At 41.2% G+C, this 24,114-nt stretch carries 22 protein-coding genes and 1 other RNA gene; 15 read left to right on the top strand and 8 right to left on the bottom strand.

Annotated features, from left to right (window positions below):
* Nucleotides 1-163: 163 nt before the first annotated feature.
* Nucleotides 164-2,998, top strand: coding sequence for a 2-oxoglutarate dehydrogenase E1 component (sucA, locus tag NSQ36_RS09545; protein WP_003215743.1), 2,835 nt, complete (start codon nt 164-166; stop codon nt 2,996-2,998).
* 14 nt (nt 2,999-3,012) lie between these two features.
* Nucleotides 3,013-4,269, top strand: a complete 1,257-nt coding sequence (odhB, locus tag NSQ36_RS09540) for a 2-oxoglutarate dehydrogenase complex dihydrolipoyllysine-residue succinyltransferase (protein WP_137055092.1) — start codon at nt 3,013-3,015, stop codon at nt 4,267-4,269.
* 35 nt (nt 4,270-4,304) lie between these two features.
* On the opposite strand, the gene NSQ36_RS09535 is transcribed toward odhB, so the two are convergent.
* The 4 genes from NSQ36_RS09535 to NSQ36_RS09520 all read right to left on the bottom strand — a co-directional run bounded on the left by NSQ36_RS09535 (nt 4,305) and on the right by NSQ36_RS09520 (nt 9,665).
* Nucleotides 4,305-5,255, bottom strand: coding sequence for a bile acid:sodium symporter family protein (locus tag NSQ36_RS09535; protein WP_050943923.1), 951 nt, complete (start codon nt 5,253-5,255; stop codon nt 4,305-4,307).
* 146 nt (nt 5,256-5,401) lie between these two features.
* Nucleotides 5,402-6,223 (bottom strand): superoxide dismutase, encoded by an 822-nt coding sequence (locus NSQ36_RS09530; protein WP_251190415.1) that lies wholly within the window; start codon nt 6,221-6,223, stop codon nt 5,402-5,404.
* Nucleotides 6,216-8,078 (bottom strand): prenyltransferase/squalene oxidase repeat-containing protein, encoded by a 1,863-nt coding sequence (locus tag NSQ36_RS09525; protein WP_339205589.1) that lies wholly within the window; start codon nt 8,076-8,078, stop codon nt 6,216-6,218. The genes NSQ36_RS09530 and NSQ36_RS09525 overlap by 8 nt, the downstream gene beginning before the upstream one ends.
* 102 nt (nt 8,079-8,180) lie before the next feature.
* Nucleotides 8,181-9,665: an aldehyde dehydrogenase family protein gene (locus NSQ36_RS09520; RefSeq protein ID WP_003215950.1), complete on the bottom strand. Its 1,485-nt coding sequence runs from the start codon at nt 9,663-9,665 to the stop codon at nt 8,181-8,183.
* A 213-nt stretch (nt 9,666-9,878) separates the two neighbouring features.
* On the opposite strand from NSQ36_RS09520, the gene NSQ36_RS09515 reads away from it, so the two are divergent.
* The 8 genes from NSQ36_RS09515 (at nt 9,879) to NSQ36_RS09480 (ending at nt 15,717) form a co-directional block, all read left to right on the top strand.
* A complete protein-coding gene (locus tag NSQ36_RS09515) occupies nt 9,879-10,091 on the top strand; it encodes a DUF6501 family protein (RefSeq protein ID WP_003215772.1) in 213 nt (70 codons plus the stop codon).
* A gap of 49 nt (nt 10,092-10,140) precedes the next feature.
* The gene (locus tag NSQ36_RS09510) at nt 10,141-10,278 is read left to right on the top strand and encodes a DUF4025 domain-containing protein (protein WP_223250615.1); all 138 of its coding nucleotides are present in this window, start codon (nt 10,141-10,143) and stop codon (nt 10,276-10,278) included.
* Between the two features lie 402 nt (nt 10,279-10,680).
* Nucleotides 10,681-11,019, top strand: coding sequence for a PH domain-containing protein (locus NSQ36_RS09505; RefSeq protein ID WP_003215537.1), 339 nt, complete (start codon nt 10,681-10,683; stop codon nt 11,017-11,019).
* A gap of 177 nt (nt 11,020-11,196) precedes the next feature.
* Nucleotides 11,197-11,844 (top strand): SDR family oxidoreductase, encoded by a 648-nt coding sequence (locus NSQ36_RS09500; protein WP_339205587.1) that lies wholly within the window; start codon nt 11,197-11,199, stop codon nt 11,842-11,844.
* A 91-nt stretch (nt 11,845-11,935) separates the two neighbouring features.
* Nucleotides 11,936-12,436 (top strand): TraR/DksA C4-type zinc finger protein, encoded by a 501-nt coding sequence (locus NSQ36_RS09495; RefSeq protein ID WP_003215876.1) that lies wholly within the window; start codon nt 11,936-11,938, stop codon nt 12,434-12,436.
* Nucleotides 12,437-12,568: 132 nt separating this feature from the next.
* Nucleotides 12,569-12,754: non-coding RNA, 6S RNA (ssrS, locus tag NSQ36_RS09490), on the top strand.
* A 133-nt stretch (nt 12,755-12,887) separates the two neighbouring features.
* Nucleotides 12,888-14,669, top strand: coding sequence for a DNA helicase RecQ (gene recQ, locus NSQ36_RS09485; RefSeq protein WP_106028810.1), 1,782 nt, complete (start codon nt 12,888-12,890; stop codon nt 14,667-14,669).
* A 256-nt stretch (nt 14,670-14,925) separates the two neighbouring features.
* Nucleotides 14,926-15,717, top strand: a complete 792-nt coding sequence (locus tag NSQ36_RS09480) for a 3D domain-containing protein (protein ID WP_003216022.1) — start codon at nt 14,926-14,928, stop codon at nt 15,715-15,717.
* 152 nt (nt 15,718-15,869) lie between these two features.
* Here the strand turns inward: NSQ36_RS09480 and NSQ36_RS09475 are convergent, their stop codons facing one another.
* Nucleotides 15,870-16,382 (bottom strand): hypothetical protein, encoded by a 513-nt coding sequence (locus tag NSQ36_RS09475; protein WP_050782689.1) that lies wholly within the window; start codon nt 16,380-16,382, stop codon nt 15,870-15,872.
* Between the two features lie 198 nt (nt 16,383-16,580).
* Here NSQ36_RS09475 and NSQ36_RS09470 point away from each other — a divergent pair, with 198 nt between their 5' ends.
* From NSQ36_RS09470 to prpB, 4 genes are all read left to right on the top strand, one after another.
* Nucleotides 16,581-17,120 (top strand): DUF420 domain-containing protein, encoded by a 540-nt coding sequence (locus tag NSQ36_RS09470; RefSeq protein ID WP_003215636.1) that lies wholly within the window; start codon nt 16,581-16,583, stop codon nt 17,118-17,120.
* Nucleotides 17,121-17,288: 168 nt separating this feature from the next.
* Complete coding sequence (gene mmgD, locus NSQ36_RS09465) at nt 17,289-18,431, top strand: citrate synthase (RefSeq protein ID WP_050943929.1); 1,143 nt, start codon at nt 17,289-17,291, stop codon at nt 18,429-18,431.
* Nucleotides 18,432-18,433: 2 nt separating this feature from the next.
* Nucleotides 18,434-19,870: a bifunctional 2-methylcitrate dehydratase/aconitate hydratase gene (locus tag NSQ36_RS09460; RefSeq protein WP_326849201.1), complete on the top strand. Its 1,437-nt coding sequence runs from the start codon at nt 18,434-18,436 to the stop codon at nt 19,868-19,870.
* A gap of 14 nt (nt 19,871-19,884) precedes the next feature.
* On the top strand, nt 19,885-20,802 hold the full coding sequence (gene prpB, locus NSQ36_RS09455; protein ID WP_050943931.1) for a methylisocitrate lyase: 918 nt from the start codon (nt 19,885-19,887) through the stop codon (nt 20,800-20,802).
* 34 nt (nt 20,803-20,836) lie between these two features.
* On the opposite strand, the gene NSQ36_RS09450 is transcribed toward prpB, so the two are convergent.
* Both NSQ36_RS09450 and NSQ36_RS09445 read right to left on the bottom strand, forming a co-directional pair.
* Complete coding sequence (locus NSQ36_RS09450) at nt 20,837-21,499, bottom strand: lysozyme family protein (protein WP_003215897.1); 663 nt, start codon at nt 21,497-21,499, stop codon at nt 20,837-20,839.
* A 97-nt stretch (nt 21,500-21,596) separates the two neighbouring features.
* Complete coding sequence (locus NSQ36_RS09445; RefSeq protein ID WP_050943932.1) at nt 21,597-22,922, bottom strand: APC family permease; 1,326 nt, start codon at nt 22,920-22,922, stop codon at nt 21,597-21,599.
* A gap of 186 nt (nt 22,923-23,108) precedes the next feature.
* Here NSQ36_RS09445 and czrA point away from each other — a divergent pair, with 186 nt between their 5' ends.
* On the top strand, nt 23,109-23,438 hold the full coding sequence (gene czrA / locus NSQ36_RS09440) for a Zn(II)-responsive metalloregulatory transcriptional repressor CzrA (RefSeq protein WP_007500691.1): 330 nt from the start codon (nt 23,109-23,111) through the stop codon (nt 23,436-23,438).
* A gap of 34 nt (nt 23,439-23,472) precedes the next feature.
* On the opposite strand, the gene NSQ36_RS09435 is transcribed toward czrA, so the two are convergent.
* Nucleotides 23,473-23,997 carry a mother cell-specific membrane sporulation protein gene (locus NSQ36_RS09435; RefSeq protein WP_339205583.1) on the bottom strand — a complete coding sequence of 175 codons (525 nt, stop codon included), beginning with the start codon at nt 23,995-23,997 and terminating at the stop codon, nt 23,473-23,475.
* Nucleotides 23,998-24,114 lie beyond the last annotated feature (117 nt).

The raw sequence follows: 24,114 nt of genomic DNA, 5'->3' as shown, positions 1-24,114 counted from the left end.
ATTTTTTATCTTTAATTGAACAAAGAATGTAGAAAGTAATCCGAAACAGTGGTAGAATATTATTGGAAGCGTTTTATTACATAAATTTGGTCATTGTGTTCTGGAAGTTATATCGAGATAGTGTTCAATCACTTGATGATCAAAGTTGGGGGTAGTGTTCAAAATGTTTCAAAATGATGTGAAACAACCGTTGAGTTGGGAAGAATTTCATGGTCCGAACCTCGGCTATGTGCTCGAGCTCTACGATCAGTATGTCCAGGATCCTACTAGTGTTGATGAAGATCTAAGAGGCATATTTGATGAACTTGGTGCACCACCGAGTGAAATGAAGGAGGAAATTGGGAAAAAAGAAAATAGCGTAGTTACTTCTGAACAAATCCAAAAGATAGCATCAGTCGTTAAACTGGCAGAAGACATCAGAACGTATGGCCATTTAAATGCTTCCGTCAATCCTCTTCGCAAAGAAAAGGAATTACAAGAGCTGTTTCCTTTAAAGGAATACGGTTTAACAGAAGAAGACGTCAAGAATATTCCAATATCTATTATTAGTCCTGACGCACCAAAACACATTTCAAACGGCATAGAAGCCATTAACCATTTGAGAAATACGTATAAGCGTACCATTTCATTTGAGTTTGATCACGTACATGATTTCGAAGAACGGAACTGGCTCTCAAAATCAATCGAGTCTGGTGAACTATTTAAGAAAAAACCAGCCGATAAACTAGTTTCTGTATTCAAGAGATTAACAGAAGTTGAGCAGTTCGAACAGTTTCTTCATAAAACATTTGTTGGGCAAAAGCGCTTCTCAATAGAAGGATTAGACGCACTTGTCCCAGTACTTGATGAAATTATTTCAGAGTCTGTTACACAAGGGACTTCAAATATTAACATTGGAATGGCACACAGAGGCCGTTTAAATGTATTAGCACATGTGTTAGGAAAACCATATGAGATTATTTTCTCAGAATTCCAGCATGCGCCAAATAAAGAGCTTGTTCCATCAGAAGGCTCTATTGGCATCAGCTACGGGTGGACAGGTGATGTAAAGTACCATCTTGGAGCAGATCGTCAAATTAAAGACGAAGATACAAAGAGTGCGAGAGTCACGCTTGCTAATAACCCAAGTCACTTGGAATTCATTGATCCAATCATTGAAGGAAGCACACGTGCTGCTCAGGAATTACGTACTCAAAAGGGCTATCCAGTACAAGACGTTGAAAAGGCATTAGCCATCTTAATTCATGGTGATGCGGCATTTCCTGGGGAAGGAATTGTGGCAGAAACATTAAATTTAAGTCAACTTGTAGGCTATCAAGTGGGCGGAACAATCCATATCATTGCAAACAATATGATCGGATTTACGACGGAAAGCAATGAATCTCGTTCAACGAAATATGCAAGTGACCTTGCAAAAGGGTTTGAGATTCCAATTGTTCACGTCAATGCAGATGATCCAGAAGCATGTTTAGCGGCTGTTCAATTAGCTGTAGAATACCGCAAACGCTTTAAGAAGGATTTCTTAATTGACTTGATCGGTTACCGCAGATACGGTCATAACGAAATGGATGAGCCTTCTACGACTCAGCCGATGCTGTACGATGCAGTCAGAAAGCATAAAACGGTCAAGAATATCTTTGCAGATAAACTTGTCACAGAAGGTCTTCTAACGAAAGAGCAGCGTGAAGAAATCGAGCAGGCTGTAGCGACGAGAATAGAAGAGGCCTATCAAAAGGTGCCTTCAAAGAAAGAGCATACGATTCAAGAAATTGAACTGCCAGAACCAGTATCAAATGGCTTCCCAGCAGTGGATACATCCGTAGAGTTTGATGTATTACGAAAGCTGAATGAAGAATTGATCAGCTGGCCGGACGATTTCCAAGTATTTGGTAAGCTTAAACGGATCCTTGAAAAACGTGCAAAAGTGTTTACAGATGACCGTAAAGTAGAATGGTCACTTGGGGAAGCACTTGCATTTGCATCTATATTAAAAGACGGTACGCCAATTCGAATGACCGGACAGGATTCAGAGCGCGGTACTTTTGCTCAAAGAAACCTTGTTCTTCACGACAGTCAAACTGGAGATGAATTTATTGCTCTTCATGAGCTGAGTGATGCAAACGCATCATTTACTGTTCATAATAGTCCACTGTCAGAGGGCTCAGTCATCGGGTTTGAATATGGTTATAATGTCTATTCTCCTGAAACGTTAGTCATTTGGGAGGCTCAATTTGGAGACTTCGCAAATGCGGCTCAAGTGTATTTCGATCAATTTATTTCAGCTGGACGCGCAAAATGGGGACAAAAATCAGGTCTAGTGATGCTCTTGCCTCATGGATATGAAGGACAAGGTCCTGAGCATTCAAGTGGAAGAACAGAGCGATTCCTGCAATCAGCTGCTGAGAATAACTGGACAGTGGCGAACCTCACAAGTGCAGCGCAATACTTCCACATTCTTAGAAGACAGGCGAAAATGCTGCTTCGTGAAGAGATTCGTCCGCTTGTCATCATGACACCGAAGAGTCTGCTTCGTAACCCGAACACATTGTCTGAAGTCCAGGAATTAACGGATGGACAGTTCCAACCAGTTCTTGAACAACCAGGCCTTGTGCATGATCACGAAAAAGTATCGCGACTCGTGCTATCTAGCGGGAAGGTATCAATCGATATTAGTGATCGTTTTACTCAAATGGAAGAGCCGAAAGATTGGCTTCACATTGCGAGAGTCGAACAACTATATCCATTCCCAGCCAAAGATATTAAAGCGATTTTATCAAAACTAACAAACTTAGAAGAAATCGTATGGGCGCAAGAAGAACCACAAAATATGGGGGCTTGGGGATACATTGAGCCATATTTACGTGAAATTGCGTCTGAAAAAGTAAAAGTACGTTACATCGGCCGAAGAAGACGTTCAAGTACGGCTGAGGGTGATCCAACTGTGCATAAAAAAGAACAAGAACGAATTGTATCTGATAGCTTGACTCGCAAAAACTAAGGGGGAAATGAAAAATGGCGGAAATTAAAGTACCTGAATTAGCGGAATCGATCTCGGAAGGAACGATAGCTCAATGGCTAAAGCAGCCGGGCGATTATGTGGAGCAGGGAGAATACCTGTTAGAACTTGAAACAGATAAAGTCAATGTCGAACTGACAGCAGAAGAATCTGGTGTACTGAAAGAAGTGCTGAAGGATTCTGGTGACACTGTACAAGTTGGAGAAGTCATCGGAACAATTGCAGCGGGTGAAGCTGGCGGAAGCGAGTCCGCAGCTCCAGCACCTGAGCAAGAGTCTGCACCAGCTTCGAAAGAAGAACCGGCAGCTGCTCAAAAAGAAGAAGCAGTGAAAGAAGAGCCGAAAACTGGTAATGGCAGAACCATCGCTTCTCCTGCAGCTAGAAAACTAGCGAGAGAGAAGGGACTAGACTTATCTGAAATTCCAACCGTAGATCCGCTGGGCAGGGTACGAAAGCAGGATGTCGCTTCTTATCAAAAAAATGAAGCACCTGCAAGTGCACCAAAAGCCGCGCCAAAAGCAAATGCTGCGGTGCAAAATGAACAACCAGGAAAGCCAATTGAACGTGAGAGAATGTCGCGCCGCAGACAAACGATTGCAAAACGTTTAGTTGAGGTTCAGCAAACGGCTGCAATGCTGACGACATTTAATGAAGTAGATATGACGGCTGTGATGGACTTAAGAAAACGCCGTAAAGATGCCTTCCTTGAACAAAATGATGTAAAACTTGGCTTCATGTCTTTCTTCACAAAAGCAGTTGTAGCAGCACTGAAGAAATATCCGCTGCTTAACGCAGAAATTCAAGGTGATGAGCTCGTCTTGAAGAAATTTTATGACATCGGCATCGCTGTTGCTGCTAACGAAGGACTTGTCGTACCGGTTGTCCGTGATGCAGACAGATTGTCGTTTGCAGGGATTGAAAAGGAAATTGGTCATCTTGCGAAAAAAGCACGAGATAACAAATTGTCTCTAAATGAGCTGCAAGGTGGATCATTCACGATCACAAACGGCGGAACATTCGGTTCACTGCTTTCAACACCAATTTTAAACAGCCCTCAAGTTGGAATTTTAGGGATGCACAAAATTCAGCTTCGACCTGTGGCAATTGATGAAGAACGTTTTGAGAACCGTCCGATGATGTATTTAGCTCTTTCTTACGACCACCGGATTGTCGATGGTAAAGAAGCAGTTGGATTCCTTGTCACGATTAAAAACTTACTTGAAGATCCAGAGCAGCTATTACTTGAAGGATAATCTTCAATTTGAAAAGCTAGCACCCATTAAAGGTGCTAGCTTTTTTTCTTTTCATTTTCAGTATTTCCTCTCTTTGACCAATACGTCGCAAGCCAGGAACCAGATAAATTATGCCACACACTAAAAATGGCACTTGGTACGGCTGCAAGTGGCGAGAAGTGTGCTGTCGCTAGAGCTGCACCAAGTCCAGAGTTTTGCATGCCTACTTCAATCGAGATGGCTCTTCGAGAAGGGATATCCATTTTGCACCACTTTGCGATAAGGTAACCAAATAAAAGACCAAGTCCATTATGTAAGATCACAACGGCCAATATTAGCAGCCCAGATTGAAGAATCTGCTCTTTATTTGCACTGACAACCGCTGCAATGATCACTACAATTCCGGTGACAGATACAAGCGGCAATGCTTGAACTGCATAGGTCACTTGTTTTTTGAAAAACAATTTAACGATGACACCTAAGATAATTGGGATCAACACAACTTGTACAATTGACAAAAATAGCGCTTCTGGCGATACAGGTAACCATGATCTTGCAAAGAGTAAAATAAAGACAGGTGTTAAAAATGGAGCAAGAAGGGTCGATATGGTGGTGACGGCTACAGATAATGCCGTATTTCCTTTCGCCAAAAAGGTCATCACATTGGATGCTGTACCGCCTGGGCAGCAGCCCACAAGAATAACGCCTACTGCAATTTCAGAAGGAAGCTGTAATCCGTAAGCTAATAGAAAGGCGATAAGCGGCATGAGTGTGTACTGCGCCAGAACCCCAATCAGCACATAGAGAGGTTTTCGAAACAGCTCTTTAAAATCTTCAGCAGACAGGGTAAGCCCCATCCCAAACATAATAATACCGAGTAAAAAAGGAATATAAGGTCCAATCTTAGAAAATTCGGCAGGAAAGGCAAATCCAAGACACGCAAATAAAATGACCCAAATTGCAAAGGTTCTTCCTGCAAAGTGACTAATGGTTAATAAAATCTTCATTCATTGCTTCAGCTCTCTTTCTATACATATCTTTTCTATTTTAAATGAATTTTCTGAAAAAACAACCCATTCTTTTAGTGGTGATAATAATATTATGTAAACTATAAATACTCCATATAAGCACATGCCTACATGGAGTAGCGTTTTTAAAAAGGGGTCCATTTCACTTGCTGAGCTTGCTTAAGGCGTGCTTCTGGCTCACGCCAGTCAACGACATTCCACCAGCGATCTACATATGTCGCTTTTTCATTCAGATATTGCAGATAGTAGGCGTGCTCCCATACGTCAAGAGCTAGAAGAGGGATCACATCCCATTGTGATAAAAATTGATGGCGTTCTGCTTGTAAAATCTCTAATCGCTGAGATCTTGGTGCCCATACGAGAATGGCCCATCCAACACCTTCAACTTGTTTGGCTGCAGCTGAAAATTGGGATTTGAATGCATCATAGCTTTCAAACGATTGTTCAATAAGACGAAGCATTTGACCAGTGGGCTTTCGTTTGCCTGAAGGACTCATAGAAAACCAAAAAATGCAATGTAAATAGTGTCCCGCACCATTGAAGGCTAGCTCCCGTTCCCAATGCTTGATCATTTTAAAATCATTGGTTCTTCTTGCTCTTTTTAAGGCAAGCTCAGCTTGGTTCAGACCATCAACATATGATTGATGATGCTTCTGGTGATGCAAATACATCACCTCTTTTGAAATAAACGGTTCTAGTGCATCATACCGGTAAGGGAGAGGGGGTAATTGATGGCCGCCAACTGCCACATCTCGCATTGCATCTTGTGGAATTATATCCTCTGCAATACTTTCAGCCAATTCGTACCACTCTTCTTCACTGGAATGTTCATCATTCATGATGAACGATAAATGTTCTGCTTTCTGACGGGTGTTGTCATCTTGAACTGCACCTTGAATGAAGCTAAGCCAATCTTTAAGCTGCATGCGATATTCTTCCTTATTCATTTTTACGCCTCATTTCTTCTAAAAATGTGGAACAAGCCATCATTGGAAAGACAAATGGATAGCTATGATAGGTGATGTAAAATTGCTTTGGAAGACCAATACCTACTGGATAGTGCAAGGCTTCACTCGAGTGCTGATGTTGAATCAAAAATGAGATGGCTTTTAAAATCACTTTGTCATCTGGCTGCACATATTGTAAAAGTGCCTCAGCAGCCCAAGCCGTTTGAACCACTGTCCCAAATGGAAGCGGGACGTACCTTTTAACCTCTGCACTTTTACACGATTCTCCGAAGCTGCCATCTTCTAATTGAATTGTTTTTAAAAATCGACATGCTTTTTGAACAGCAGAATGCGATGAGGAGATGCCAGCAGCCTTTAGTCCTGTTAACGCAGCCCAAGTACCATAAATATAGCAAACGCCCCATCTTCCGAACCATGATCCGTTTTTCTCTTGATGATCAAGCAGCCATTTCACACAATGATCTTTTTGCCTTTGCATGAGTGGTGACATGCTATTAATAAGATGGAGCACACGACCTGTAATATCAGGCGTAGAAGGATCAATGGCCGCATCCTCAGCAGATTCGAGCGGGAGATGACGAAGCAAGAAGTGATTTTGATTTTTTTCAAAAGCTGAAAAGCCGCCATCCCGGTTTTGCATGGAAAGAAGCCAATCAAATCCTCGTTTCCACTGAACGGGAGCGTAAGTTTGAGGAATGGCTTTTAACACAATTTGCGTATCATCACAATCTGGGTTATTTGTGTTTAAATCTGAAAAACCAAAGCCTCCCGGAGCCGCATGCCGGTTATGGATCGCCCAATCTGCTTTCTTCATTTGCTGCCGGTTCAGTAAGTACGTAAAAGACTTTTTGATCACTGGATCATCTTGTGTTCTGCCTGCTCGCTGAGAAGCATAACTGACAAGCGCTGTATCCCAAACAGTGGATGTAGAATTCTCAGCATATTTCCTGCCCCGACAGTCAGTGACTAGCTGTTTCATCCCTTTGACTGCTTTTAAAATGAGATGATGTCCCGGAGAGTATCCAAGACTCATGAGTGCATAGACCATAAAAATACTGGCACTTAAATAGCTATAAAGCGTGCCATCTTTTTCAAGGCGTTCAAACATATACCGCTTCGCTGCCTCATACCCGAAAAAGTCGAGCCGGCTGTCGAGTGCAGTATACGACCGCATGTATGCTAGAAAGTGGTGAGTGGAACGTTCTTCTCTTGCCATAAACCAGTCAAAAGGATTTTTAGACATGTTTGCATCGAGATGTGCTAAGCTTGGAAACTGTTCATGAGAGGTATATCGTTTGTTGAGTGCAATCATCATTGGGACAAAATGAATTCTTGCATATGCACTAAGATGATAGAAGTGAAGCGGGAAATATGTAGGGATGAGTAAAAATGAAAGTGGTGCATAGAAGTATGGCCAAGGGTGCATGCCATTGACGGCAAGCATCCACTTTGTCATAAAATGAACGTCCTTCAAACCGCCATTTGATCGAATAAAATGTGCTGCTTTTTCCATATGCGGCTCATCTTGTTGATACCTGCCTGACACGAGCATCCCGCAGTAGCCTTGCACAGTCGCGGTTACATGTCCCGCCTGATCATGATACAAAGAAAAAGAACCATCCTCATTTTGCTTTTCACGTATAGCTTCTGCCAATTGATGAACCAAAGCCTGATCCGAATCACCGACCGCCTTTAACAGCATAATCAAAAAAGCATTTGTCATCAATGGCCCTTCAAAGCAGAAGACAAAAGCGCCATCTTCTCGTTGTCTGCGCTGCAGTTGCATGTGCAATTCATCAATATATTCGTTTACTTTTGTTTTAAAATCTTGCATATTCGGCCATGCTCCTTTCCTTTATTACTATATTCAGGAGCCTGCCTGTCACATGCAATCACAAAAAAGCCGATGACATGGTCACCGGCTTTATAGGCGTCATTAGTCTTGGAGATTAATCCACACACTTTTGACTTCTGTATAGTTGTTAAGGGCGTATGATCCCATTTCTCTGCCAAGACCTGATTGCTTGTATCCTCCAAACGGGGAGGCAGCATCAAAGACGTTATAGCAGTTGACCCAAATCGTGCCTGCTTCAAGACGTGCAGCAATGTCATGGGCATGCTTTAAGTTTTCTGTCCAAAGTCCTGCGGCTAAACCATAGTCAGACTGGTTGGCTCTTTCGACCACTTCATCAATGGAATCGTAAGGAATCGCAGATAGGACAGGTCCAAAGATTTCTTCTTTTGCGATGGTCATGTCATCTTCTACATCTTTAAAAACAGTAGGGGAGACAAAATAACCAGCCTCATAAGGGCAATCGCCACCGACAACGGCTGTTGCACCTTCTGATTTACCTTTTTCAATATAGCCTAACACGCGCTCGTGCTGTTCTTTACTTACGAGAGGTCCGATTTGCGTATCTTGATGAAGACCGGCTCCTTGTTTGAGGGATGTCGCATATTCAGCCATTTGATCGACAACCTCATCATATTGGCTTCGGTGAACAAAGACCCTAGAACCTGCACAGCATACCTGACCTTGGTTAAACATGACCCCATTTAAAGCACCTGGAATGGCTTTCTTTAAATCGGCATCTGGCAAAATAATATTTGGTGATTTTCCACCAAGTTCTAATGTGACCCTCTTAATGGATTTGGCTGCTTTCTCCATGATGAGTTTCCCAACACTTGTTGACCCCGTGAAGGCAAGCTTATTCACATCAGGGTGATCGGTTAACGCATTCCCAGCTGTTTCGCCAAATCCAGGTACGATGTTAATCACACCTTCTGGGAAGCCGGCTTTATCCACTAATTCAGCTAAATAAAGAGCAGAGAGGGGTGTTTGTTCTGCTGGTTTTAAAACGATGGTGCAGCCTGTCGCAAGTGCAGCACCCATTTTCCACATGGCCATGAGCAGCGGGAAGTTCCAAGGAATGATTTGTCCAACAACGCCAACAGGCTCATGACGGGTATAATTAAAGTATCCTTGGCTCACAGGAATGGTTTGTCCACTTATTTTGGTTGTCCAGCCCGCATAATAGCGCATATGCTCGATTGCGAGAGGGATATCTGCATTGGTTGTTTCATTAATTGGCTTTCCGTTATCTAAAGTTTCAAGCTGAGCGAGCTCTTCTTGGTTTTCTTCCATTAAATCAGCAAGCTTGAACATGAGCCGGGCGCGTTCGGCGGCAGACATGGAGCGCCAAGGACCATGAAAGGCTTTTTTGGCTGCTTTTACTGCCTCATCAATGTCTTTTGCACCTGCTTCATATACATCAATAAGGGTTTCACCTGTGGCTGGGTTAGGAGTTGAAAAGGTTTTGTTATCGTGACTTGTGACAAACTGACCATTAATGTAGAGTTTTTTCGTCCCTTGGAGAAAAGATTCGAGTTTTGAACTAATTTGAAGTGTTGTAGAGCTCATAAATAAACAAACCTCCTTAAAGATATGGATTGTTCTGCGAGTTCTAGGTGAAAAAGCGGATTGGAAGCAAATGATCTAGTATACGCACATGGATGTAAACGTATACATTCATCATATTACACCACATGTTTGAAAGCAATCCATAACACTCATTGCATTTCATGAAAAATTGGCTACAATAAATGTATAGATGAAAAAAGGAGTTTTTAAATCATGATCCATCAAAACTGGCAAACGGCTCAAACGTTAAAACAAGTAAAATGTATACATACGAATGCGAAAAAATATATGGTCGACCGTGCACTAACGGTTGGAAGCACATATGAAGTGAAAAATGAAACAGAAGAATTCCTGTTTGTCGTTGATAATACAGGTAAAGTAGGCGGGTATTATAAAGAGTATTTCGAAGACTTTTCTGCTGAATGATTTTGATCATCATCACTCATACTAAGAAAAACAGTAAAGGGTGATGATGATGAAAAAGAAGCAAACAGATGAGCAGAATCAACAAAATGCTTGGCATGATAACGAAGATGCTGATATGGCAATTACGCTTGAGCAGATTTCCGATGTATATGCCGAGGGAACCATTGAAACACCAAAAGACGAATAGTCCACTTTGTCTTCTTTTTCAGTGTGACATGAAAACCTTTGCAGCCCTAGGAAGGACGAGTACCGGCGCGGAGCGAATTTGACATTCGTGATCACCGGACTGACAAAGAATGCGAGGGTTTGTCTACACGCTGACAGTGATTTGAAAAAATCACTGTTTTTTTATTGGTCACAATTCAACCATTTTTCTCAAAAAGAACTGAAACTTTTTTCCTGCTTTAACTGTCTAAATAAGTAGAGGAAAGAGCATCGAATCAAAAAGAAAAAGTTAAATGAAATTTAATCTATTCGTAATGGAATAACGATCATTTATAGCGTATTCTATAAGTGAGAACAAAACGTACCCACAGAGCGTGTGGCCGTTTTTTCATAAAGGAATTTGATGGAGGAAGAGGGGGTTTACGTGGGTATTTTTTCTGTCAGTAAACAAAATGATAAGAAATTCGAATCCTTACTAATTGAAGGGGAAAGAATTGAAGCTGTTTACAGACTGCGTCACGACCAAATTTGTTTCACCAATAAACGACTGATCTTTGGCGATAACCGCGTATTTTCTAAGAAGAAAGTTAGGGTCTCCTTGCCATATCGATCAATTGAAAGTTTTGCCATTCAAGAAGCTGGCGTGTTTGATCAAGACACAGGTATGCTGCTTGTCACAAGCTCAAAAGTATTTGAACTCGATTTTTCAAAAGAGACGGATTTGAGTGATGTTCAAGCCATTTTGACAAAACATATTTGCTGATCAACCTTGCGATTACATAGATCACATGCACTTTTCTCATTCTACGTATTTATTTTAATAGATCGCACATTGCCTGAGCCCTTCCCCATATTTTCTTGGAAGGGCTTTTTTGTTTAGGTGTTTGAATGATAGCAAAAAAGGATAAAGATGAAACAGATACAGAAAGGAGAATGAACAATGAAAGTATTAGTTGCTGGAGCAAATGGACATACAGGTAGACTCGTCATTCGTTATTTAAAAGAAAAAGGACATGAGCCGCTTGCTCTCATTCGAGATGAAAAACAAGCGGATGCGCTAAAAGAACTAGGTGCAGCGCCTGTCATCGGTGATCTTGAAAAGGATGTGACAGATGCTGTGAAACAAGCAGATGCTGTCATCTTTGCAGCTGGTTCAGGCTCCAAAACAGGTGCAGATAAGACGATTGCAGTGGATCAAGAAGGTGCAAAACGTCTTGTCGACACAGCGAAAAAAGAAAACATTCAGCATTTTGTGATGCTGAGTTCCTTTAATGCCGATGATCCAAACCAGGGAAAAGGGCAAGGAAGTATGGAAATTTATTATGAGGCGAAAAGAAAAGCAGATGAACATCTAAAACAGTCTGGACTTTCCTATACCATTGTCCGTCCAGGTGTCTTGCTGCATGAGGAAAAGACAGGAAAGATTGAAGCTGCGGAGCATATTTCAGATAACCAAAACATTGAGATTTCAAGAGAGGACGTAGCCACTGTACTAGTGGAAAGCTTAACAGAATCCAATGTGAAAAATAAATCCTTTGACTTAATTAAAGGGGATAAACCAGTAGAAGAAGCACTTCGCACCCTGTAAGAGAAGCAAGCTGCTGCCAATAAGGCGGCGGCTTTTTTGATGTTTTCAATTCCCTTGCAGCGGGAAGGTAATAAGAAAGGAGTGATTGACCGTGGGCTTAACGAAAGAACAAAAAGCTGATTTATACGAAAGATTGAATCAATTAAAGGAAGATGTAAAAGGGTCAAAAAAGAAAGAAGAATCTATGCTAAGTGAATCGAGCGAGATTTCAAATGGTGTTGGGAACCATATCGCTGATCATGGTAGCATCTATTTAGACCGCATGACCGAACAAACGCTGGACCAAGTTGATGGCCAGCTTGAAGCTGAAATTGATGCAGCCCTGAAACGAATGGAAGACGGAACATATGGGGTCTGTGAGAAAACAGGGAAAGACATTCCATATGAACGTTTAAAAGCAGTTCCCTATACACGTTATTCAATCGATGCGAAGAAAAATGAAGAAACCACTCAAGACCCAAACGAGTTTGACCGTAATTTCTCAGATCAAATGCGTGATTTAACAAATAGACAAACAATGGATCAGATGCATTCAGATACGTATGAACGATTAGAGGAAGAGCAGGATGTTGACATAGACGAAGAAAAATAGGATAATAAATCGAAGTTACATTTTTTCAGAATAATTTTTTCTTATGTATGCAATGACAAATATCTTGTATACATGAGTATTTCATAGAAAAAAGATCTCTTGAAATTTAATAAACTTTCGTGTAATATAGTTTAAAGGCTGCGATGCGCGTAATGTTAATTAAGTTTTAACCTTTAAGCTGTAATAGGGAGTTTTATATTGAAGCCGGAATGTCATGCCTCCTTAGAGAGGAAGACAGGAACGTTTCTGCAAACACCCACTTTGAGGAGTGGTGGTTTAAAACTTTCTTACTTAGATTACGGCATCCGCAGCTTTTCCTAGGATGATTCAAGCCATTTTCCATTTCGGAAAATGGCTTTTTATTTTGTAAAAAGACGAAATTCGACTGATCGCCTGTAGAGGCAAGAATCTATGTTAAAATGGACAAAACAAATGACGGAGAGGGAATTGAATGTTAGAACAAGCAGAAGCACTCCTGAAACAATATTATGGCTTTGATGCCTTTAGAAAAGGACAGAAACAAGCCATTGAAGCGATTGTAAATAAACAAAAGGATACCGTCTGCATTATGCCGACAGGCGGAGGGAAGTCAGTTTGCTATCAGATCCCTGCGCTAATGATGGAAGGTACAACGATCGTAGTATCTCCGCTTATTTCTTTAATGAAGGATCAGGTTGATGCGTTAAATGAGATGGGCATACGTTCTTCCTTTTTAAACAGCACTCTGTCCGCAGCTGAAATGAATGAAAGGCTGAAAAAATGCGAAAATGGGGAATACGAACTGCTTTATATCACACCTGAACGCTTACAAAATGAACGTTTTTTTCAGCTGTTAGATCGGTTAACGATTCCTTTAATCGCGATTGATGAAGCGCACTGTATATCCGAGTGGGGACATGATTTTAGGCCAAGTTATCGCTTCATTCAAGAATGCTTGAACAAGCTGTCAAAAAGACCGGTGATTGTCGCATTAACAGCTACAGCGACGAAAAAGGTACACCAAGATATATGTGAACAGCTTGGCATAAACGGAGAAGAAACCGTCTTTACTGGGTTTGCTAGAGAAAATTTGTCCTTTCAAGTGATCAAAGGAGAAAACAGTGAACGTTTTATCACACAATATATGAAGAAAAACAGTCTTGAGTCTGGCATTATTTATACAGCCACTCGTAAAGAAGCGGATAATATTTATCATCGACTAAAAAAACAAAAGATCAAAGCTGGCGTTTATCATGGTGGATTGGATGATCATACGAGAGAAGAGCAGCAAAACCTCTTTTTAAATGATGATATCCAGGTGATGGTCGCCACATCAGCATTTGGCATGGGAATCAATAAGTCGAATGTCCGTTTTGTGATCCATCATCAAATTCCAAGGGATATTGAAAGCTACTATCAAGAAGCTGGGCGTGCCGGCAGAGATGGGCTTGAAAGTGAATGCATCTTACTGTTTTCACCTCAAGGTGTAAGAGTGCAGCGCTTTCTCATTGAACAGTCAATAGAAGATGAGACGCGCTACCAGCATGAGCTGCTTAAATTAAGGCAAATGGTGGATTACTGTCATACTGAGCAATGTCTGCAGCAATTTGTGATGGATTATTTTGATCAAACAGCTAGTTCGCCTTGTGGTAAATGCAGCAACTGCCTTGATGAAAGAGAGCGTGAAGAGGTCACAAGAGAAGCACAGATGGTGTTATCTTGTACAGTGAGAATGAATGAGCGCTTCGGTAAAATGATGATCGCCCAAGTATTGGCAGGCTCTAGAAACAAAAAAGTGCTAGAGCTAGGTTTCGATCGTCTCCCTACATATGCTTTAATGAAACAACATTCGGCTCAGCAAATCAGTGACTTCATTGAATTTTTAATTACAGAAGAGTATTTGCACATGTCTGAAGGAGCTTACCCAACACTGAAGGTGACCCATAAAGGGAAGAAAGTGTTAGTTGGACAAGAGGCTGTGTATAAAAAGCAGGCGATCAAAGCAGAAGCCATTCAAGAAAACGATGCATTATTTGAGCGATTGAGATCGCTAAGAATGAAGCTAGCTAGAGAGCAAGGTGTTCCGCCGTTTGTTGTCTTTTCTGATCAAACATTGAAGGAAATGTCAGCGGTAGAGCCTCAAACAGATGATGAATTACTCCAAATTAAGGGGATTGGCGCTCAAAAAAGAGAGAAATACGGAGATGTTTTTTTAGAAGAAATTCGTTTATTTATAGAAAAAGAGAAAAAATAAAGAGTTTGAAGAAGAAAAATAAATATTTTTCGCTGCACTTGGACACGTTTTCAGCAGGCCGTTTTTGATCCTTTTAAAACCTTGATATGGCGGGGAATCAAGCCGTTTTGTGGACTGATTTACCAATGGAGAGAGATGTTTCATGTAAAGGAACTGTAATCTAAAACATATCGTTTTGTTATTGAATTGACATTTACATATGTTACGATAGCACTCGTTAGCCGCCATAAAAAGCTAACAAGGGAGGATTTACTTTATGAAGAAGACTATTATGTCCTTGGTTGCTGTTGCAGCAATCTCAACAACAGCATTTGGAGCGCAGCAAGCTTCTGCAAAGGAAATCACTGTACAGAAAGGTGATACACTTTGGGGAATCTCACAAAAAAATGATGTGTCTCTAAAGGACCTAAAGGGTTGGAACAATTTATCTACTGATATGATCTATGTAGGTGATAAATTGACAATCTCTTCAAAAGAGAAAACTCAGGAGCAGTATAAAGTCCAGAAGGGGGACAGCCTCTGGAAAATCGCTCAAAAATTCAATGTGTCAATTAGCGATATTAAGTCTTGGAATAACTTAAACTCAGATATAATTATGGTTGGTTCAACACTAAGTGTTGCTGGCCAAAGCTCGGCTCCGGTAAGCTCAGAACCTGTTCAAAAACAGGAACCTGTCCAAAAAGAGCAAACAACGAAAAAAGCTGCTCCTAAAAAGGAAACAGCTAAAGCAGAATCATCTTCTGCTAGTCAGAGTGTACAAAAAGAAATGACTGTTACAGCTACGGCTTATACAGCAAATGATGGTGGCATCTCAGGTATTACTGCAACAGGGGTAAACTTAAACAAAAACCCAAATGCAAAAGTCATTGCAGTAGATCCTAATGTCATTCCATTAGGAAGTAAGGTTTATGTTGAAGGCTATGGTGAAGCCATCGCAGCAGATACTGGCGGCGCAATTAAAGGTAACAAAATTGATGTACATGTACCAAGCAAATCCCAAGCGAAAAATTGGGGCGTAAAATCAGTCAAAGTAAAAGTACTTAACTAGTAAACAATTGTTTTTTGGAAGAAAGCATCAGGTGGCGGCCTGATGCTTTTATTGTACCCTTTTTTTGGTCAAAAATACACATATTTTTCAGAAAAATTTGCATTTTCGACAAAAAGCAGCGCATATCTTATGATACACGCTGGTTTTTGTCGTTAGCTGTCCACCCAATAAATTTCTCCGCTTTGTTCTTTCCAATTGATCTGGACATCAAATTGATGCTTTTCATAAAAATGAATTAAGCGATCTACGTGATCCCAGTCTCTTTTGACGAGGTCGCCAGTAATCACGGGTATGTTCTGCTCTCTTGCGATTTCTTTTAAATGCTTCATGCAGATGGAGCCGTATCCATTATCTGGCGGGCCTTTAATATCGGCAATATGAATCTTTCCTTCTTCAGGATATTCCGCAATTAAGGAAAAATCAGATTGTCCGCGAAAAGCTTTTTCACAATCGCTGAGCATAATTTTACATGTATCTGCACTTTCAATGGCAGAGACGATCAGCCACTCATCTTCTTTCGCTTGATCGATGCCAATGATCTTTGCTTTTTTCGAAATATCTTTCATATTTTCTTGCATTCGATACATTTGGAACTGCAATTGCTGTAATTCTTGCTCTAACGTCTTCACATCGTTGGCAGTTTCCTGTAAGATTGACAAGTCCATTACTCCTTTCCTATCAGAAATGATCAAAATCACATAAATTCCAATTTTAAAGGAAGTGGATGGATCTTTCAAGCCGTTAGAACGCCTGCAACCTGCAAGTTTGTCTAAAATTCGACGAAGACAGCGAATTCATTGACTTTATAGAGAAATTTAAATAACATACTCTTAGTCGGAACTAATAAAGAGAGGTTTTCAAACATGAACGAACAGAATCAAAAACCGAAAAATTTTACTGGTATTGTGATCATTTTAACAATTGCCATCAACGGATTAATCGCTTTATTATTTTTAATGCCAAAATCAGATAAATTTAGCCATCTGGATATTACATTTTTGCCGTTACTTAATGCCGTGATGAACAGCTTTACGTTTATCTTTTTACTTTCAGCACTCATCATGATTAAACAAAAGAACATTAAAGCGCACAGACGATTTATCTTTGCTGCATTTTCAACGACACTTGTCTTTTTAATTTCGTATGTGACCTATCACTCAATGGCAGCTGATACCCATTTCGGAGGAGAAGGGATTATCCGTCCAATTTATTTCTTTATTTTAATCACACATATCGTCTTATCAGCAGTCATTGTACCGCTTGCCCTGATTACGCTGTTTAGAGGCGCACAGATGCAAGTCGAGCGTCACCGTAAAATTGCTCGCTGGACCATGCCGCTGTGGCTTTATGTTAGTCTCACTGGCGTCATTGTGTATATGATGATTTCTCCATACTACAGCTAACGTATGTCCAACTGGACATACGTTCTTTTATTTACAAGATGCAGTGCTTTGGATAAAATGGGAATTGGGTATCCGACTTGCACGGTATCTTCCCATCTATAGACTCACATCATTTTTGGCCGTTTGCTCGTTTGGAGAACAACAATTGAACGAAACGGGGGTTATATGATGACTGAACAACTGCAGTATAAACCGGGGCTTGAAGACATTGTGGCAAGCGAAACGTCTATCTCATACTTAGATGTGCAGCAAGAAGAGATTGTAATTCGCGGGTATGACCTCATCGAGTTGGCACAAAAAAAGACCTATTTAGAAACAGCCTATCTGCTTATTTATGGAAGATTACCAGATGCGATGGAATATCACCAGTTTCAGCAAGACATTTCCTCACAAACCAACTTACATCCAACCATTCAAACCATTTTAACAAAACTGCCAAAAACCACACATCCGATGGATGCCATGAGAACGTGCATATCTGCTCTTAGTGGGTACGATGATGCGTTACAAGATCGATCAGAAGCATGCCAGCAAAAGCGTGCTGTTCGATTACTCGGCCAGCTACCGGCCATTGTCGCTGGAAGCTATCATATTCTCACAAAAGACGCCGCTATTTCTCCAGATCAGACCAAATCCTACACTGAAACCTTTTTAACCATGCTAACCGGACGCACGCCAACTCAAGACGAAATCACCGCTTTTGACCAAACACTCACATTATATAGTGAACATGAGCTGCCTAATTCAACGTTTGCCGCTAGAGTCATCGCATCCACACATTCTGATATGTATGGTGCTTTTACTGGAGCAATTTCTTCATTAAAAGGTGACTTGCACGGAGGAGCGAATGAAGCTGTCATGCATATGCTTCTCGAAGGGAAAACAACGGAAGGCTTCCTTGCGCTGATTGAGCGAAAATTAGCCGCAAAGGAAAAAATGATGGGCTTTGGCCATAGGGTATACATGAGAAAAATGGACCCAAGAGCCGCTCTTTTAAAACGATCATTGAAAACGCTTACGGAATCAAAGGGAGATACAACGCTTTATGACATGTGTGTAGCAGGAGAGGCATACATGAAAGAGAAGAAAAACCTCTATCCGAACCTTGATTATTACGCCGCACCTATTTATTACGTGCTCGGGATTCCAATTTCACTTTATACACCGATTTTCTTTGCTGCAAGGGCAAGTGGATTAGCTGCTCATGTCATTGAACAGCATTTGCATAATCGCATTTTCAGACCGAGAGTCCGTTATTTAGGGCCAAGAGGATTAAAAGTTTCAGATGATGATGGAAAAATGGGGGAATGAACATGAATAAAACAGCAGTCGCCAATCAAACGGATCAGCTATTAGAAGAAATCGCAGCCTATGCAGTAGACGGGGAAATTACGAGTAAAGAAGCCATTGAAACGGCACGCTATGTGCTTATAGACACACTTGGCTGCGGAATGCTGGCGCTCAATTTTCCTGAATGTACGAAGCATCTTGGACCGATCGTCCCTGGAACCGTTGTACCTAATGGAGCAAGAGTTCCAGGTACTTCCTTTGTGCTAGATCCTGTTCAAGCGGCTTTTGATATAGGCTGTATGATTCGCTGGTTAGATTATAATGACACGTGGCTTGCAGAGGAGTGGGGACATCCGTCAGATAACTTAGGCGGGATATTAGCTGTGAGTGATTACATCAGCAGAACACGGCTTGCAAACGGGGAAGAGCCGCTTTCGATGAATGACGTACTACATGCGATTGTCAAAGCACATGAAATTCAAGGCGTACTGGCTTTAGAAAATTGTCTGAATCGCAATGGCTTGGATCATGTCCTATTTGTCAAAGTAGCAACAAGTGCTGTTGTATGTGCATTGCTTGGCGGAACAAAGGAAGACGTGCAGCATGTTTTATCGCAAGCGTTTGTTGATAATTCTCCGCTTAGGACGTATCGCCACGCCCCAAACACAGGGTCGAGGAAATCATGGGCAGCTGGGGATGCAACAAGCCGCGGGGTGAGACTTGCAATGATGACACTCAAAGGGGAAATGGGCTATCAAACGCCGCTTAGTGCAGAGAAGTGGGGCTTTGAAGATGTTCTGATGAAAGGGAAATCTCTCACACTCGCTCAGCCGCTAGGATCATACGTCATCGAAAATGTGCTTTTCAAAATTGCTTATCCTGCTGAGTTCCATGCCCAAACGGCTGCAGAGGCTGCTATGATCCTGTATGACGCTGTAAAAGGTCGATTAGATGACATTGACCGAGTAGAGATTACAACACATGAATCAGCGATTCGGATTATCGATAAGAAGGGACCGCTGTATAATCCAGCAGACCGCGATCATTGCTTGCAATATATTACTGCGATTGGATTAATCTATGGTGAGCTCACAGCTGACCATTATGAAGAAGAAACGGCGCAAAATCCGGTCATTGATCGTCTCCGGGATCAAATGGTCGTCAAAGAAGATAAACAATATACAGCGGATTATTTAGATCCGAAAAAGAGATCCATTGCAAACAGTGTGCAGATCTTCTTTAAAGACGGGACGATGACAGACCGAATCGAAATTGAATATCCACTTGGTCATCGCAGAAGAAGGCAGGAAGGCATTCCTCTGCTTGAAAAGAAATGGCTCTATCATTTGAAGACGAGATTTCCACAAAAACAAGTGGATCAAATTGTGTCACTCTGTCAAAATCCAAATCAATTAAAAACAACAACCGTACCAGCATTTATGGACTTATTCGTCATATAAGGGAGGGAATTAGTGTGTGGATCGTGAATGATGAATCAAGTCAAGTAGATTTAGCCGCAGCCTTTCAAGAACAAATGCACAAATCAGCTTTATTTCAAATTCCAGGCGTTCACGATGGAATGTCTGCGCTCTATGCAAAAAAAATGGGCTTCCAAGGGCTCTATTTATCCGGAGCCGCCTTTTGTGCCAGCAAAGGATTGCCTGATCTCGGCATGATCCATTCAACGGAAATGGCTGAAAAAGCAAAGGAAATCATTCGAGCTTCTCAGCTGCCGCTTTTGGTCGATATGGATACTGGCTATGGCGGTGTATTGAATGCTGCAAGGGCGGCAAAGGAAATGGTAGAAAGTAAGGTGGCAGCTGTTCAAATTGAAGATCAGCAAATGCCAAAAAAATGCGGACATTTAAACGGAAAATCGCTCGTTCCAGTAGAAGAGATGATCGCAAAAATCAAAGCCATCAAACAAGCGGCACCAACGCTTTTGGTGATTGCGAGAACCGATGCAAGGTCCGTAAATGGGATGGAGGATGTCATCCGCCGGGCCAATCTTTACGTAGAAGCAGGAGCTGACGCTATTTTTCCTGAGGCACTCATCACAGCAGAGGACTTCACGCATGCGTCAAACAATATTAAAGGACCGCTCCTTGCAAATATGACGGAGTTTGGCAAGACGCCTTATTATCATGCAGACGAATTTTCTGTATTTGGCTTTCAAATGGTCATTTACCCTGTGTCATCACTCAGAGTCGCTGCAAAAGCGTATGAGCGTTTATTTACAGAAATCATGGAGAAGGGGACGCAGCAAGGAATGCTAAAGGACATGCAAACGAGACAAGAGCTGTATGAAACGATTCATTATGATGAATATGAGGAAATGGATCAGCATTTAGCGAAAACGATCCTGCCGGAAATCGGGAAAGAACATCGATAAAATGAAAAGCACTTCCATTTAGGAAGTGCTTTTTTTACGATGATGGTGAGGATGACGAAGCCAATTTCATCTTTTCTTCAACTGTTTTCGTTTTTTCTTTTACTTTTTCAGCATAAGTGAAGTCACCGAAGCAATATGGGTAGCGGAAGTTATCTTTGTTGCCTCCGCACGTATAGACTTCTGGGTTTCGTTTCACTTGCTTTTTAGAGTATTGTTTTGCCAATTTCTCGGAATGTTTTCCCCCGTTTTTTGCAACAAAATCAATATAGCCAATTCCCATATTATAGCTTTGAATAATGGTTTCCAAATCAACGCCTTTTTTCTTCCCATGCTTGTACATAGTAGAAAAATGATGGACTCCTTGTCTAATGCTTTTCTGAGGGTCATTGATTTCATTTCGTTTCAAACCAAGAGATTCAGAGGACTGCATTGGATCTCCGCCTCTGCCTTTTGATTCTTGATACATCATACCGAGGATTAACGCGGTATATTGATCTAAATCTTGATCTCTTAACTCTGTTTCTACAAGCGGTTTGAAATCATCCAATCTCGACAAAACAATTGATTCCGTATCAATCGGCAGCTTTTTTAACTCCTTTTGATTAAAGGACATGACAATGGCTGCTAATACGAAAACAAACAGAAAAATCGTGAAGCAGCCTGAAATGGCAAAACATCCTGTTTTTTTCTTTTTCAAGGTCAGTTCACCCCTGTTTTGCCCCGCTTTTAAAAGGGAAGTACAGCCTTTTTATTATGCCATATCCTGCACAAGATACCAAGTGAAAACCTTATAATCAATCGTACCCAAATGTAAATTCGGGTCTTGTTTTCAGTCTGTAGCAGAAATAAACAAAACCGATAATCAGCCAAAGCAAACCAATGATTAATGCATTTGTACTGATGTTCGTTAACAGCCATATACAAAAGGCCGTCCCGCACAGAGGAATCACTGCGTATCTCAATGTATTGAGTACACCTCTTTGTTTTTGTCTAATGAAATAGTACGCAAAAACAGATAAGTTCACTAATGTGAATCCAATCAACGCGCCGAAGCTGATAAAGGAATAAATGACTTCAAGTTCGCCAACGACTGCGGTTAAGGAGAAAGCACCAATTAATAAAATATTAAAAACAGGCGTTTTTAATCTCGGATGTATATATCCGAAGAAACGCTTCGGTAACGACTCATCTCTACCCATTGCATATAATAGCCTTGCTGCACTTGCATGTGACGATAAGGAAGAAGAGATAACAGCGACCATTGTGCCAGCTAAAAAAAACGAGTGGAGAAAGGCGCCGCCCACAAAATCCGCAATTTCAAGTGAGGCAGCATCGGGATGCTTGAACTGCTGAAAATTTGGAAATACTTGCTGCAAAAAATAAGACGTCAAGGTAAACAGTACGCCTCCAATGGCGACGGTTAAGAAGATGGCAAGTGGGATCGTCTTTTTAGGCTTAATGGTTTCCTCAGACAGGGTCGAAATCGCATCAAATCCTAGAAACGAAAAACATAAAATGGTTGCTCCTGAAAAAATAAGCGCTGGATCTAAGCTCGCCGAATAAAAAGGCCGGGCGGACAATAATTCCCCGCTGCCTGCGTTTTGCGTGAGCCCATACATAATAAACCCAACAAAAGTGACGGCGACAATGACCTGAAAGGTCACAAATAGTGCCGTGATGTTGGCTGTAAGCCGTATACCGATTACATTGACAGTCGTTATGGCGATAGCAAGTATGGAGATCCAAATGTAATGAGGTACATCAGGAAAGGCTGCGGTTAAATAAGCACTTCCAATCGCAAAATTCACCATAGGCAAAAATAAATAATCCAGTAAAAGTGTCCAGCCTACAAGAAAGCCAACATGAGGATGAATACTTTTTTGCGCGTATGTATAAGCAGATCCTGCTTTTGGAAAAGCCTTCACCATATTCCCATAGCTAAGCGCTGTCAATAGTAATGCAAGTAACGTAAATATATAAGCTGTAGCGACGTGTCCTTTCGTCAGCTGAGCCACAATGCCGTATGAATCAAATACGACAAGTGGATCCATATAAGCAAGCCCGATCACAACAAGTGGAAAGACAGTCAGGCTGCGTTTTAGTCTTGGCTCTTCAGTCAATTTGCCTATCAGCTCCTCTAAAAAAATGAATAAATAATGCTCATTTTAAAAAGAATGCTACCAAGTGTCAATGCTATTTGAGTAAATCTTTTTTCTAAAGTGTGCTCTCTTTGCATGCCGGACGTTTTGGTATATGATGATACATAGAATAAGTCGTGATTTGACGGACAAGAAAGGTGAAGCAAAATGAAGGAAGAACTGAATACAAATCAAGAACAGGAACGGATGGAGCTGGATGAAGAAAGTCTATTTCTTGTCTCCCAAACCTTTAAAGCTTTATCTGATCCGACACGTATTCGAATTCTGCACCTGCTGTCTCAAGGTGAACACTCGGTAAATGATATAGCAGAAACACTGAATCTCATGCAATCAACCGTTTCTCATCAGCTGCGCTTTTTAAAAAACCTTCGTCTCGTGAAATCTAGACGAGCAGGGACCTCGATTTTTTACAGCCCTGAAGATCAGCATGTGATGGAAGTGCTTGAACAGATGATTCACCATGCACAGCACGATTGATAAAAAACCTTCCTACTTTCATATAGGAAGGTTTTTATGCATGATGCACATGTGTCGATCGTTTATTTGCTTTCATCATGTGAAAAGAAAAAACAACATAGTAAGCAGCTAAAAGAAAAAAGCTGAGCATGGTCATCGCATCATCGCTCACGATGTGCTGATACAGTTCAACGACACTGATTTTGGTCATCGAATGGTTTGTGAGCTCAACCAGCTTAAAACTAAGCCTGGATAAAAACAAACATAAAATGAAGCTTTCAATCCATTTACTCGTTTTCATATACAGCCGGCCATTTTCTTCTTTCATACGAATCGTCTGATAGGCATGAACAGCTAGGCAGCTTCCAAAAAGCATACCAATAGCGGCATAGATAAGGATATTATGATTTTGCCATCCTTCTGATAGGAGAATAAGGGCTGAAAGACCAAAGAGATACATTCTCATCAAAAGCCTGATGGGGCGTACAAGCTGAAAGCGTCTCATTCGATTCATTCGAATCATGATGCAGATCAACATAATGCTCCCAATCATGAACAATTGCCACACGTTATGTGTCATGATGCAACCTCCTCCTGCACGTGCAGGGATGTAAACGAATGCTGGCTGTTACTTATCTTTACCATTCTTTCTTTTTTTATCAAAACAAAACCTACATTTATGAAAAAGAGGAAAAGT

The organism is Bacillus sp. FSL W8-1143 (assembly GCF_037965155.1).
GTDB lineage: Bacteria > Bacillota > Bacilli > Bacillales > Bacillaceae > Bacillus > Bacillus pumilus.
Note: the sequence above shows the minus strand (reverse complement) of the source record. Positions and strands in the feature narration are given on the sequence as shown.

Bases quoted from the DNA above. Each gene is read 5' to 3' on its own strand.
- NSQ36_RS09525 (WP_339205589.1), bottom strand. From the start codon at position 8,078: ATGCAAGATTTTAAAACAAAAGTAAACGAATATATTGATGAATTGCAC.
- sucA (WP_003215743.1), top strand. From the start codon at position 164: ATGTTTCAAAATGATGTGAAACAACCGTTGAGTTGGGAAGAATTTCAT.
- NSQ36_RS09500 (WP_339205587.1), top strand. From the start codon at position 11,197: ATGAAAGTATTAGTTGCTGGAGCAAATGGACATACAGGTAGACTCGTC.
- NSQ36_RS09435 (WP_339205583.1), bottom strand. From the start codon at position 23,997: ATGACACATAACGTGTGGCAATTGTTCATGATTGGGAGCATTATGTTG.
- NSQ36_RS09535 (WP_050943923.1), bottom strand. From the start codon at position 5,255: ATGAAGATTTTATTAACCATTAGTCACTTTGCAGGAAGAACCTTTGCA.
- NSQ36_RS09530 (WP_251190415.1), bottom strand. From the start codon at position 6,223: ATGAATAAGGAAGAATATCGCATGCAGCTTAAAGATTGGCTTAGCTTC.
- NSQ36_RS09510 (WP_223250615.1), top strand. From the start codon at position 10,141: ATGAAAAAGAAGCAAACAGATGAGCAGAATCAACAAAATGCTTGGCAT.
- NSQ36_RS09515 (WP_003215772.1), top strand. From the start codon at position 9,879: ATGATCCATCAAAACTGGCAAACGGCTCAAACGTTAAAACAAGTAAAA.
- NSQ36_RS09475 (WP_050782689.1), bottom strand. From the start codon at position 16,382: ATGGACTTGTCAATCTTACAGGAAACTGCCAACGATGTGAAGACGTTA.
- NSQ36_RS09480 (WP_003216022.1), top strand. From the start codon at position 14,926: ATGAAGAAGACTATTATGTCCTTGGTTGCTGTTGCAGCAATCTCAACA.
- czrA (WP_007500691.1), top strand. From the start codon at position 23,109: ATGAAGGAAGAACTGAATACAAATCAAGAACAGGAACGGATGGAGCTG.
- recQ (WP_106028810.1), top strand. From the start codon at position 12,888: ATGTTAGAACAAGCAGAAGCACTCCTGAAACAATATTATGGCTTTGAT.
- NSQ36_RS09520 (WP_003215950.1), bottom strand. From the start codon at position 9,665: ATGAGCTCTACAACACTTCAAATTAGTTCAAAACTCGAATCTTTTCTC.
- odhB (WP_137055092.1), top strand. From the start codon at position 3,013: ATGGCGGAAATTAAAGTACCTGAATTAGCGGAATCGATCTCGGAAGGA.
- mmgD (WP_050943929.1), top strand. From the start codon at position 17,289: ATGACTGAACAACTGCAGTATAAACCGGGGCTTGAAGACATTGTGGCA.
- NSQ36_RS09460 (WP_326849201.1), top strand. From the start codon at position 18,434: ATGAATAAAACAGCAGTCGCCAATCAAACGGATCAGCTATTAGAAGAA.
- NSQ36_RS09470 (WP_003215636.1), top strand. From the start codon at position 16,581: ATGAACGAACAGAATCAAAAACCGAAAAATTTTACTGGTATTGTGATC.